Annotated in this window: 16 protein-coding genes; 9 read left to right on the top strand and 7 right to left on the bottom strand. The window is 62.1% G+C overall.

Annotated elements, in window-relative coordinates; all coding sequences use genetic code 11:
* The 3 genes from AC50X7_RS18395 to AC50X7_RS18385 form a co-directional block, all read right to left on the bottom strand.
* Positions 1–207 (bottom strand): hypothetical protein (locus AC50X7_RS18395; protein WP_494980333.1); only part of this gene is annotated, 207 nt, incomplete at its 3' end.
* Between the two features lie 4 nt (positions 208–211).
* Complete coding sequence (locus AC50X7_RS18390) at positions 212–463, bottom strand: hypothetical protein (protein WP_494980332.1); 252 nt, start codon at positions 461–463, stop codon at positions 212–214.
* A 224-nt stretch (positions 464–687) separates the two neighbouring features.
* The gene (locus AC50X7_RS18385; RefSeq protein ID WP_494980331.1) at positions 688–966 is read right to left on the bottom strand and encodes a hypothetical protein; all 279 of its coding nucleotides are present in this window, start codon (positions 964–966) and stop codon (positions 688–690) included.
* Between the two features lie 179 nt (positions 967–1,145).
* On the opposite strand from AC50X7_RS18385, the gene AC50X7_RS18380 reads away from it, so the two are divergent.
* Positions 1,146–1,844, top strand: coding sequence for a TetR/AcrR family transcriptional regulator C-terminal domain-containing protein (locus tag AC50X7_RS18380; RefSeq protein ID WP_494980330.1), 699 nt, complete (start codon positions 1,146–1,148; stop codon positions 1,842–1,844).
* A 181-nt stretch (positions 1,845–2,025) separates the two neighbouring features.
* Here the strand turns inward: AC50X7_RS18380 and AC50X7_RS18375 are convergent, their stop codons facing one another.
* Positions 2,026–2,250, bottom strand: coding sequence for a hypothetical protein (locus AC50X7_RS18375; protein ID WP_494980329.1), 225 nt, complete (start codon positions 2,248–2,250; stop codon positions 2,026–2,028).
* 237 nt (positions 2,251–2,487) lie between these two features.
* On the opposite strand from AC50X7_RS18375, the gene AC50X7_RS18370 reads away from it, so the two are divergent.
* The 6 genes from AC50X7_RS18370 to AC50X7_RS18345 all read left to right on the top strand — a co-directional run bounded on the left by AC50X7_RS18370 (position 2,488) and on the right by AC50X7_RS18345 (position 6,342).
* Positions 2,488–3,285, top strand: coding sequence for a hypothetical protein (locus tag AC50X7_RS18370; RefSeq protein WP_494980334.1), 798 nt, complete (start codon positions 2,488–2,490; stop codon positions 3,283–3,285).
* The gene (locus tag AC50X7_RS18365) at positions 3,282–3,713 is read left to right on the top strand and encodes a phage holin family protein (RefSeq protein WP_494980328.1); all 432 of its coding nucleotides are present in this window, start codon (positions 3,282–3,284) and stop codon (positions 3,711–3,713) included. Before AC50X7_RS18370 ends, AC50X7_RS18365 begins: the two co-directional genes overlap by 4 nt.
* Positions 3,710–4,384, top strand: coding sequence for a DUF3618 domain-containing protein (locus AC50X7_RS18360; RefSeq protein WP_494980327.1), 675 nt, complete (start codon positions 3,710–3,712; stop codon positions 4,382–4,384). The genes AC50X7_RS18365 and AC50X7_RS18360 overlap by 4 nt, the downstream gene beginning before the upstream one ends.
* A gap of 95 nt (positions 4,385–4,479) precedes the next feature.
* Positions 4,480–5,085: a MarR family winged helix-turn-helix transcriptional regulator gene (locus tag AC50X7_RS18355; protein WP_494980326.1), complete on the top strand. Its 606-nt coding sequence runs from the start codon at positions 4,480–4,482 to the stop codon at positions 5,083–5,085.
* Entirely contained in the window at positions 5,022–5,483 is a 462-nt protein-coding gene (locus AC50X7_RS18350; protein ID WP_494980325.1) for a DUF4383 domain-containing protein, read from the top strand. Before AC50X7_RS18355 ends, AC50X7_RS18350 begins: the two co-directional genes overlap by 64 nt.
* Before the next feature lie 73 nt (positions 5,484–5,556).
* A complete protein-coding gene (locus AC50X7_RS18345; protein ID WP_494980324.1) occupies positions 5,557–6,342 on the top strand; it encodes a DUF2382 domain-containing protein in 786 nt (261 codons plus the stop codon).
* Between the two features lie 807 nt (positions 6,343–7,149).
* Here the strand turns inward: AC50X7_RS18345 and AC50X7_RS18340 are convergent.
* Positions 7,150–7,278 (bottom strand): hypothetical protein, encoded by a 129-nt coding sequence (locus tag AC50X7_RS18340; protein WP_494980335.1) that lies wholly within the window; start codon positions 7,276–7,278, stop codon positions 7,150–7,152.
* Between the two features lie 479 nt (positions 7,279–7,757).
* Between AC50X7_RS18340 and AC50X7_RS18335 the strand changes: the two genes are divergently transcribed.
* Complete coding sequence (locus tag AC50X7_RS18335) at positions 7,758–8,294, top strand: GNAT family N-acetyltransferase (RefSeq protein ID WP_494980323.1); 537 nt, start codon at positions 7,758–7,760, stop codon at positions 8,292–8,294.
* A gap of 71 nt (positions 8,295–8,365) precedes the next feature.
* Here AC50X7_RS18335 and AC50X7_RS18330 read toward each other — a convergent pair whose 3' ends face one another.
* Positions 8,366–8,782, bottom strand: a complete 417-nt coding sequence (locus tag AC50X7_RS18330; protein ID WP_494980322.1) for a hypothetical protein — start codon at positions 8,780–8,782, stop codon at positions 8,366–8,368.
* 396 nt (positions 8,783–9,178) lie between these two features.
* The gene (locus AC50X7_RS18325) at positions 9,179–9,355 is read right to left on the bottom strand and encodes a CsbD family protein (protein ID WP_137320645.1); all 177 of its coding nucleotides are present in this window, start codon (positions 9,353–9,355) and stop codon (positions 9,179–9,181) included.
* A 201-nt stretch (positions 9,356–9,556) separates the two neighbouring features.
* On the opposite strand from AC50X7_RS18325, the gene AC50X7_RS18320 reads away from it, so the two are divergent.
* Positions 9,557–10,312, top strand: a complete 756-nt coding sequence (locus tag AC50X7_RS18320; RefSeq protein ID WP_494980321.1) for a ZIP family metal transporter — start codon at positions 9,557–9,559, stop codon at positions 10,310–10,312.
* Positions 10,313–10,577: the final 265 nt, after the last annotated feature.

Below are 10,577 nucleotides of genomic sequence, written 5' to 3'. Positions count from 1 at the left end.
AGCTGTTTCCGGTGTGGACGAGGCTATCGGGATCCTGCTGTAGGGCGGGTGCGTTGGCGAGCCGTCAGGGGTGAGGTCGAGGTCCTCGACGGCGGGGGTCTCTGGCCCGTCGGCGGGAGTGGCTTTGGGTGCAGTGGCGCCAGGGACGATGTCCCCGTAGCTGGCATAGATCCCGGGGGATGTATTGGCGTCTCGTTTGGTCAGCATGGGATTAGACGACAGCCCGGTAGCTGTTCAGGATGTAGTCCGCCGCCGCCGGGCCCTTCATGCGCAGGCGCTGCCCGGGACTGGCGCGGTGCTTCATTGCGGCCCAGAAGGTGTGCTCTGGCCGCAGGGGGCTGTGGGAGACGTGGCACCAGCTGGTGTACAGGCCGTAAAAAGAGTCGCCATCAAGAGTGGAGGTGGAATCCTGGTCGCGGTAGGTGGCGTCCTGGAGGAACTGATCGAACTGTGAATGCGCCATGAACGGCTCTTTTCAAACACGGTGCAAATTATCCGCCGTTCGGCTACAGCGGCCTCAAACCCGGTGCCCTTGCACGGGACACCAAGCGGTACTGCCGAAAGTATTGGGTTCTATAACCCAGGCAGGCCAAACAAAAGGTAAGACAGGACAGTCCTGGCGCAACACCGTTCGGTGCCGCGCCAGGATCAGTCAGTTCCCGGCACGGGTGCCGGAAGATCGCCTGTTTAGGCGTGGTTGTTGCTGACCCGGTTGCCGGCCTTCGCCAGGCCGCGGGCCACCATCAGGCCGACCGTGAGCAAGGTGATGTACTGCATTGCGTCGTTGGCGTTGAACACGTCAACACCGTTTTCGCTGGCGTCGTCCCCGACAACTGTTGCCGTGATGATCGTGGCGATGACGGCCGCAACATAGACCGCGAACTCAAGGGTCCGGGTCGAAATCTTGATGTCATTGGCGTTGCGGACAGCGGTGGTGGAGTTCTCGTTCTGGGTGTGCGTAGTCAATGGTTCTCCTTAGTAAGGGCGTGAGCGGCCGTGGCGGCCATGCAAACCGTGATCCCTTTACTGAAACCATGTCAACAACTTCTCTACAATGTAGACTTTACATGTAGACTGCTTGATAAGCAAGCTTACGTATCTCCTGAATGGGTGGGCCTGACGCAAACAACAGGACGGACTCCTCCATGACCATCCCTGACAAACCAAACAGTTCAGCAGGTGTCCGCAAAGCGCGCCTGAGCAGGGAACTCGTGCTCTCCACGGCGCTGACGCTTGTGGACAACGATGGCCTGGAAGCACTGTCCATGCGCCGCCTGGGCCAGGAGCTGCAATGCGATCCCATGAGCCTTTACCGCTACGCGGCCAACCGGGCAGCCCTGCTGGACGGGGTCTCCGAGATGGTCTTCGACGAACTAGCCATCTTTCCCAATGACCCGGACTGGCAAGCACAGCTGCGCAAGATCGCCCATGATCTCCGGCTCCTGGCCCTGCGGCACCCCAACGTGGTGCCGTTGCTGGTCACACGGCCACTCTCCACCCCGCTGGGGTTGCGCCCGTTGGGGACACTGCGGCCACTGGAGCAGATCCTGGCGCTGCTGATCGAGGCCGGCTTCACCCCGGCAACCGCCCTTCACGTCTACCGCGCCTACTACGGGTTCCTCTACGGGCACATCCTGAACGAAGTGCAGGAATATATTGTGGACCCGGACGAAAGCGAAGCCATCCTGCGTCTTGGCCTGCACCGCCTGCCGGCCAAAGACTTTCCCCACCTTCGGGCATTGGGACCGGTCCTGGCCGAGTATGACGGCGCCGCAGAACTCGACCAAGGACTAAGCATCCTGCTCTCCGGCCTCAGCAACCAACTAACCACCCACCATTCCTGAACCAGGGCGGTACCAGGTTCAGGGCGTCCCGCCATTGTCCGTCCCGGCCGGTCCAGGGTTCTGGTACCAGTGTGCGGGATGCTACGCCGTTGGTCGTCGGCCTTGCTGCTGAATGGCTGGGCGGGCAGGCGGTGGCAGCGGGCTGATCATTACTACGAGAACCAGGGGCGAGGGAATGGCCTCAAGTGACCGGGCGTTGGGCGGGGGCAGCGCGGGATAAGTCCTCGATTGCCCAGGCAAGAATTCTCAGCTCGAACGGGTCCCGTTCGGTGAGGCCACGCAGGTAGGAATCGAACTCGAACATGTCTGCAGATCCACCGTGGGCCCAGTACTTCAACCACAGATCCTTCACCCAGCCCGGGTCCTCTTGAGCTAATGCCCGTGCCACGCTTCTTGGATCCTCCATCGGGCACCTCCTTCACCCTTGGGTTGCCGCTCTGCGGCACTCCTACTGCTCCGGACGCCTTCTACGTTGCCAGATTCGGGCGGCCGTTGGTAATTACCGACGTCGGCACCGCCCGGGCTACAGTACAAAGCATTCCCCGATTAGAAAGGGTACTTACTATTTTTTAGTAATCATGCTTACTATTGCGGGGAGTGCTGGTTCGTCTACAGCAGCTGACCATGAAGGAAAGAGAGCATGATGACGGAAAATCAGTGGACCAACGTCCCCGGATCCTCCTCGCAGGACCCAGACATCACCACCATCGGAACAACCCCAGCCGTAACGCCGGCTTCTGACGGCGGGTCCGTCTCGAAGAAGGACGCCGCGAAGGAAGAGGCTTCAAACGTGGCAGGTCATGCAGCCTCTGCAGCGCAGGGCGTTGCCCAGACCGCGAAGGAAGAAGTCGCGAACGTCGCCTCCGAGGCCAAATCCAGCGCAAAGGACCTCCTGTCCCAGGCCAAGTCGGGTCTTTCCAACCAGGCCGGCACCCAGCAGCAGAAGGCCGCAGAGGGCATCAGGACCATCTCGGACCAGTTGCAGACCATGGCCGAGGCCCCGGAGCAGCAGGGCATTGCCAGTGACCTGATCCGTCAGGCAGCCGAGCGCACCTCTACGGTTGCTTCCTGGGTTGAAGGCAAGGACCCGGCAGCACTTCTGGCGGATGTCCAGTCCTTCGCCCGCCGCAAGCCGGGCACCTTCCTGCTGCTGGCAGCGGGGGCAGGTATCCTCGTTGGCCGGCTCGGACGCGGCCTCCAGGCAGGTGCTCCAGACTCCCAGGGCGGCGCCCAGTCCTTCGCTTCTCAGCGCTCCGGTCCGGCTCCGGTCCGGCAAAACACGACTTTTACCACCGGCGGCCCGGCCGGTTTCTATGATGAGCCCGTCATCCGCGCAGGCGCTCCGGTATCGACTTCATCGCTGCCCTCCGGCACGGCGGAAGACACGCCGCTGCGGCTCGAGGATGACCCCTACCAGTCGAAGGAAGGACGCCACCTGTGAGCAGCCAAATTCCGGAGCCTGCCCCGAGCGAAGCGCATCTGAAGGCTGACAACACCTCGCTTGGTGATCTGCTCGGTGATGTCACCCGGGACCTGTCCACCCTGATGCGCCAGGAAGTCGAACTGGCCAAGGCCGAAGTGAAGCAGTCCGCCACCAAGGCAGGCAAAGGCGGCGGCATGCTCGCCGGCGCCGGCGTCGCCGGGCACTTCGTCCTGGTCTTCCTGTCCCTGGCACTGATGTTCGCCCTGGGTGCCCTGATGCCGCTGGGCTGGGCCGCCGTGATCGTCGCCGTGATCTGGGGCATCATCGCCGCGGTCCTGGCCTCGGAGGGCCGCAAGGAACTCAAACAGATCAAAGGCATGCCCCAGACCAGCGAGACACTGTCCGAAATCCCCGAAACTCTCAAACCAGGTGAGGTAAACCAATGAGCGAAAACCCGGACGCAATCCGCCAAGACATTGAAGAAACCCGAGCACGCCTGGGCACCAACGTGGACGCCCTCGCCGACAAAGTCACCCCGGCGAACGTCGTCCAGCGCCAGACCGACAAGGTCAAGAGCAGCGTCAAGGACGCCGTCGCAGGAGTGAAGGACAAAGTCATGGGAGCAGCGGATTCCGCAACCTCCGCTGTTGGAGACAAGGTCTCCTCGGGCGCCGGCCACACCGGAAACGCCCTGAACAGCACGGGCGATTCCCTCCACGGTGCCGGGGAAAGCGTTGCAGCCAAACTCTCCGACGCCGGAACCGCGATCGGCGCCGCACCGGCACAGGTGAAGGCCAAAGCCCAGGGCAACCCGATGGCCGCGGGCCTTATCGCGTTCGGCGCCGGGATGCTGATCTCGTCCCTGATCCCGGCCAGCCAAAAGGAACGCGAAGCCGCCCAGCAGCTCAAAACCGCCGCCGAGCCCCTCGCCACCCAGGTTACTGACGCGGCCAAGGACATGGTCCTGGACCTGAAGGAACCAGCCCAGGAAGCCATGGAAAACGTCAAGGCCACGGCCGCCGACGGCGTGCAGAACGTCAAGGCCGAAGGCCAAGGCGCCGTCACCGACGTCAAAGACCGTGCGGCAGAGGCCAAGGACACCGTCCAGAACACGTGAGCGCCCGGGACAGGGTCCCGGAGCCGCCCCTCAACCCGGCGGGGCGGCCACCGGACCCAGACCAGCAAGTACCGGTTGCCGGCGGGCCGCGGCACATGACGTCCCGTCCCGGCCCGGCTCCTGACCAGTGGGCAACGCACCAGCTTGTCAGCATCGCGGCCCGGCTATACGAGCGAAGGCTTAACCGCCGGCTGGCCAGGCTCAAACTGACCACAGGAGCGCTGGATGCGCTGGAGACAGCGGCAGTACTGGAACCCACCACTGTCACTGATCTCGCGGCAACACTTTGTGTCAGCAGGCAGAGTATGGGTAGGGTCATCCGGCGGCTTCAAAGCCTGGGGTTCCTGACCAAAGAGCCGGCCAGGGACGGCAGGAGCGCCGATATCCGCCTCACCCCCGAAGGACGTGATGTCCTTTCCTCCGCTGAAGACCTTATCCGTGACGGGGCCGGCAATGAAGGAGCAGATGAGGCGCTGTTCCGCAGGCAGCTGGAGGAACACATCAGCGATCTCAGGAATGCTGAGCGGAGCACCATGACACGGCACGGACCCGCCCAGCGGCGGGCAATAGCAGCCTCGAATTCCCGCACCGCGCAGGATCCACACCATGCATGTCACCCTGAAAAAGGAGCAGATACTTGGCTACCACGAACCGGACTTCCGGACCCAAAACAACCCTTCAAAAAGCAGCCCAGGCAGTAGGCGCTGTCTTCCTGCTGGTCGGAGTGCTCGGTTTCATCCCTGGCATCACCAGTAACTATGAAGCCCTTTCCTTCGCCGGCCACGGCTCAGAAGCGCTCCTGCTGGGGATCTTTCAGGTCTCGATCCTGCATAACATCGTCCACTTGCTCTTCGGCGTCGCCGGGATCCTGATGTCCCGCACCAACGACCAGGCCCGGAACTACCTGCTCTACGGTGGGGTCATTTACCTCGTCCTGTGGCTCTACGGACTGATCATCGGCCACGACACCCCCGCCAACTTCGTCCCGGTCAACAACGCGGATAACTGGCTGCACTTCGTCCTGGGCATCGCCATGATCGCCCTGGCCATCCTGCTCTCCCGCAACACCACCCGCACCGCCGGTTCCACAAGCCGCTAACCCAACCAGGGGATGGCTCCAGCCCCCGCCTGAACTTCATAGCAGTTTCATCAGCACGAAAAGGAAAAACATCATGCTCAACACTGAAAACCTTTCTGCACTGACCACCGCCGGCGGCAACGTCATCGGCTCCGACGGGTCCAAGATTGGGTCCATCGGCCAGATCTACGCCGATGACGACACGTCGGAACCGACCTGGGTAACGGTCAAGACCGGGCTTTTCGGAACGTCCCAGTCCTTCGTCCCACTCGATGCCGCGACCCAGGACGGCAACGACATCGTTGTCCCTTACACCAAGGACAAGGTCAAGGACGCGCCCCGCGTCGCCCCCGACGGGCACCTCGAACCGGAAGAAGAAGACCGGCTCTACACCTACTACGAACGCTCCGGCGTTGCCGCCTACACCGGCACCGGACGGGACACCACCGATCGGGAAACTACCGCCCGCGGCGCCGTCGGTCATGACACTTCAGGTCCCACCACTGATGATGCGATGACCCGCTCGGAAGAGCAGCTTCACGTCGGCACCGAAAAGCAAGCCACCGGCCGGGCGCGGCTGCGCAAATATGTCGTCACCGAAATGGTCACCAAGACCGTCCCGGTCCAGCGTGAAGAGGTCCGGCTCGAGCGCGAACCCATCACCGACGGCAACATCGGCGCGGCGATGGACGGTCCGGAGATCAGCGAGGAAGAGCACGAAGTGATCCTCCACGAAGAACGCCCCGTAGTGCAGAAGGAGACTGTCCCCGTCGAACGCGTCCGCCTTGACAAAGACACCGTGACCGATAACGTCACCGTCAACGAAGAAGTCCGCAAGGAAAACATCGAACTCGACAACGACGGCCGCACCAGCCGCTAAGTCCAGCCCTGCCGGGGCACCCGGCACCGTCAATGCAAGTCCATGGCCCCGCCCTCCATTCCTGGAAGGCGGGGCCTTGGCCTTTGGTGCAGCAAATCCAAACGGATCACCACCGTTGACAGCGCACGGAGACAGGCCCTGGTCCATTCGGTGTTCTTGTCTCCGCGCTATAGTCTCCAGGGCGGGGCCGCCGGGAGCCGTCTAAGCGCTCTCAGGTGAGTTGCTGCTGGTCACCGGGCAAGACGCTTCCCGACCTACAGAAGGATGAGAGCGCGCCGCCATGATCAGGACGCAGTGACCCCGGACCCGCCCCTCCCCCGCCGATTTTCGTTCGCCGATAATGGATATTCCGTCAAGCTACGGCGGTCTGGGCCGGCTTCTGATCTTGGGACACTCCAGATTCGGAATGGAACAGGAGTTCTTGCAGCTACTTCTACTCCCGTGCTTGCGCTCCGATAACAGTCCCTATGACGCCTTGGGGGGAACGCGCGGTCAGCGGTGAAGCTGGAGGGTTCAGCAGTAAAGACAGAGGATAGCGACGACGACCTTAAATTTAGCAAACCCAGCGCCTGCTTCGGGCTTTTTATCGGCGGATGAGTTGAGTTCCGTCGAGTTCGTGAAGCAGATGCCGTGTGCCAAATCCGCATGCCTTGATCCAAACCATCTCCGACGTTTCGGTCTTGGTCTCGATATATGCGACGTAGGTATATCCCCCTTGCTCGATGACATCAACGACTTCACCGACTTGAAGGGATGCCCAGTCCTGCGCAGTTACGGGGGGACTGTTGGTAGTCGACATGAATCGCTTCATTGCGGCGCATCCATGAGGCCTACGAGGGAGTTCTTGACGGCAGTGGCGACTGCTTCTGCGGTGATGCCAGGCTCTTTGAATGGGCGCTTGTAGTCAGCGGAAGCGCCGAACGTCGTAGTCTCCACGGTTGTCCTTCGAGGGGCTTGGGGCCGGCGCCATAGATGGGGCTGACGCGGACAGCTGAACATGTGGGCTAGGTCACAGGAGCGCTGCGGAAACAATTACAGCTCATAATTTGTAGCTATGTCAAAACAAACTGGGAGTGAGACGCGCAGGTAGGCTGCCGACGGCCACAGGGCTAGATGAGAAGGAGGCGCGCCGCTTTAGCTGACCGCTCGGTCGGGCGCGTCTTTCGGGACAAAAAGGCCGAGTAATGGTGCCCGACGCAGACCGCCTTTGGGCCACTCCCCCGCCTGTTTTGAAGAGCCTATAACCGTGATTCTGTAAAGCTGGCGGAGCAGGGGAGTGGCCTCCGCGGCCTCACGGAAGTCGAGCGTTCGGAGAACATCTTCACCCGAGTCGTTTCCAGGGCCTTTTTGGCAGATCCGCACTTTGCGAAACTCCCGCCGCTAGCCGCCGACGGCTCCGTAGGTAGGGTGGACGGGTGGACTTCACTCGCGCACTGGTTGACGGCGTTGTCCTTCGTCCCGTCCAAGCTTCCGACGCCGTGGCTTTAGCAGCAGCATTCCAAGCCAACCGTGTTCACTTGGCGCCGTGGGAGCCAGTCCGGGCTGAGGAGTTCTACACCGCCCCGGGCCAGCGGCAGGCAATTGCACGTCGGCTAACGGAGTTCGAATTTGGGGCTGCGCTTCCGTTGGTGCTGGCAGATGATGAAACAATCGTCGGCATGCTGACGCTCAGTTCGATCTTGCGCGGCGCCTTTCAGAACGCCCACATGGGCTACTGGATCGACAGGAGGGTTCAGGGTGCAGGGCTCATGACCGCAGCCGTCGGCGCCGCCGTGAGCATCGCCAAAGACGACTTGAACCTGCACCGCCTGGAAGCCGCGACGCTGGTGCATAACACAGCATCCCAACGGGTCCTGGAAAAGAACGGCTTCGAGTCGTACGGCACCGCTCGTGCCTACCTGCAGATCGCCGGCCAGTGGCAGGACCATCGCATGTACCAGCGCATCCTGTGACTACCAAAAGCTTCAAGGAGGCCTTGAGCGGCCGGTGAATGAAGGGCCCCGTCAGGCCTCTCTCGACCTCGCTAGTCTTCCTTCGCGTCTTCCAGGACTGCACGCGCAGCTGCCGCGTCGTGAAGGTCCGGCAGGTACGTCTCCTGCTCTTCGATCCTGCGGCCGTAGAAGTCGTGGGCGGCTTGTTTCGTGATACCCAATGCTTCGCCGATCTGCGCCACGCCGGCCTCCCGGGCGGACTTGATGACGTACCAGCGCCTGCCCGTGAGCAGCTCGACAGTCTTCGCGTTGGGACGCAGCGCCTCCAGCGCTGCGACTTCCCTGACCTCCGTCAGGAACTGCGCTGCGGCCACCCGCGCCTGGTCACTGCCGGTGGCAGAAACTTCCCGCCAGGTCTCGCCCCGGTTGAAGTCCTCCCACACCCTGAGCAGCTCGTGGACATCTCCGCCGCTGAGGGCTTGCTCGACCGACCCCACGTCATCGTTCATGAAGTCAAGCTAGCTGACGACTACGGGCGGTCAAGGAGCGAATGTGGTTCTGTGCTGCCCCGGGAGGGGGAGTGTTCGTAGAACGGCGTCGCGCCGAATCGCTCCGCGTCTTGCGGCAGGTGGCCGAAAATGGCGGAACTCCGGCCAAATAGCGGTTGGCCGAAGTTCCATCCCACATCCTGCAGGCTGAACCTTGCAGTTGGCTGGGAACAGGACGATCGGCCTTCGCGTGCACCGCCGACCGTTATCCCGGTCGGCGGCTTCCGCTTTTGATGCTTAGGGGCCTTCCGGCTAACAGGCCGGAAACGGCGTGTTCCCGTTCCAGCTGGTTGCTGTTCCGGGCAAGCAAAAGGACGCGCCCCGTTGGCTGAGAGCGCGTCCTTCGCTGTGGTCTGGTCAGTCCTTCTTGAAAGCGTCCTTGACCTTCTCGCCGGCCTGCTTCAGATCGCCTTTGGCCTGGTCGGCCTGGCCCTCGGTCCGCAGGCTCTCGTCACCCGTGGCAGCGCCTGCCGCTTCCTTGCCCTTACCGCCAGCCTTCTCGGCAGCGTTTTCAATCTTGTCGCCCAATCCCATGGTGTTTCCTCCTCTGGTTGGCAGCCGTTCGCATTCGGCTGGAAACATCATAAGCATGCTTATGATCCTTTTATCAAGTGCCCGACCCGGCCTGCCGTGGACACGTGCCTCGCTGCATGAACCTGAGGCGTCGCTGGTATCGTCCCCTTCAGTGGTCAGAAATCGGCCGCTGGACGAGCCGACCAAATGCGAGGGTGACGAATGCCGATGTGGGTGCAGGCCCTGTTATGGGGCACCATCGCCGGCGGCGCCCTCGTTCTGGGATCCGGAATCGCCTGGCTCTGGAGGGTTCCGCCCAAGATCGTCAGCACCGTCATGGCGTTCGGGGCAGGTGTTCTGATTTCAGCGCTGGCCTTCGAACTGGTAGACGAGGCGGTGGAAGGCGGAGGGCTGCTGCCGACGGTCATCGGCTTTCTGGCCGGCGCGCTCATCTTTGTCGGTTCAAACATCCTGCTGGCCCGGGCTGGGGCCAAACACCGGAAGCGGTCCGGGCAACAGCAACCCTCAGAAAAAGAAAACCCCGGCAGCGGCACCGCGATTGCAGTTGGGGCCCTAATTGACGGGATCCCGGAGTCGGTAGTTCTTGGGCTGGGACTTGTCACCGCCGGCACTGTCAGCCCGGCCATGCTGGCTGCCGTATTTATCTCTAACGTTCCCGAGGGCCTGTCCAGTACGGCCGGGATGAAGAGAGCCGGGCGCGGCCCCCGATATGTTTTCGGGATTTGGAGTGCCATAGCGATCCTTTGCGGAGCTGCCTCCCTGCTTGGCTACGCCGCCCTGGAACACGCACCGGCAGAACTCGTCGCCTTCATCACGGCCATCGCGGCCGGCGGAATCCTTGCCATGCTGGCTGACACGATGATTCCCGAAGCCTTCGAAGAACACCACAACCTCACAGGTTTCACCGCGGCCGTAGGCTTCCTGACTGCCTTCACCATCCACCATGTCGGCGGCTAGTTCGTCTGTAGCCTTTTGTCCCGTGTCCGCAGGAAAAAGGCGCGGGCTGAACCGGAGACTTCTCGTTCGAACGTAGGTCAATTCCAGTTGTTCCGAGGACCAGGCAAGGAGACGTGTGTCGGCTATCGGTGTGGGTCATGCTGACGTAAGTTGACCAGCCATACATTTAGGGCAAAGCGGTGAATCGCGGCGATACGTGGGCAGCAAAGTAGTGGGGAGCACCCAAAAGGGGGGGGGGGAGTCTGGTGGTGGGGTTTGGAGAAAA

It is taken from the genome of Pseudarthrobacter sp. Hb11 (genome assembly GCF_059383655.1).
Note: the sequence above shows the minus strand (reverse complement) of the source record. Positions and strands in the feature narration are given on the sequence as shown.

Bases quoted from the DNA above. Each gene is read 5' to 3' on its own strand.
- AC50X7_RS18360 (WP_494980327.1), top strand. From the start codon at position 3,710: ATGAGCGAAAACCCGGACGCAATCCGCCAAGACATTGAAGAAACCCGA.
- AC50X7_RS18320 (WP_494980321.1), top strand. From the start codon at position 9,557: ATGCCGATGTGGGTGCAGGCCCTGTTATGGGGCACCATCGCCGGCGGC.
- AC50X7_RS18380 (WP_494980330.1), top strand. From the start codon at position 1,146: ATGACCATCCCTGACAAACCAAACAGTTCAGCAGGTGTCCGCAAAGCG.
- AC50X7_RS18355 (WP_494980326.1), top strand. From the start codon at position 4,480: ATGACGTCCCGTCCCGGCCCGGCTCCTGACCAGTGGGCAACGCACCAG.
- AC50X7_RS18375 (WP_494980329.1), bottom strand. From the start codon at position 2,250: ATGGAGGATCCAAGAAGCGTGGCACGGGCATTAGCTCAAGAGGACCCG.
- AC50X7_RS18370 (WP_494980334.1), top strand. From the start codon at position 2,488: ATGACGGAAAATCAGTGGACCAACGTCCCCGGATCCTCCTCGCAGGAC.
- AC50X7_RS18345 (WP_494980324.1), top strand. From the start codon at position 5,557: ATGCTCAACACTGAAAACCTTTCTGCACTGACCACCGCCGGCGGCAAC.
- AC50X7_RS18330 (WP_494980322.1), bottom strand. From the start codon at position 8,782: ATGAACGATGACGTGGGGTCGGTCGAGCAAGCCCTCAGCGGCGGAGAT.
- AC50X7_RS18390 (WP_494980332.1), bottom strand. From the start codon at position 463: ATGGCGCATTCACAGTTCGATCAGTTCCTCCAGGACGCCACCTACCGC.
- AC50X7_RS18325 (WP_137320645.1), bottom strand. From the start codon at position 9,355: ATGGGATTGGGCGACAAGATTGAAAACGCTGCCGAGAAGGCTGGCGGT.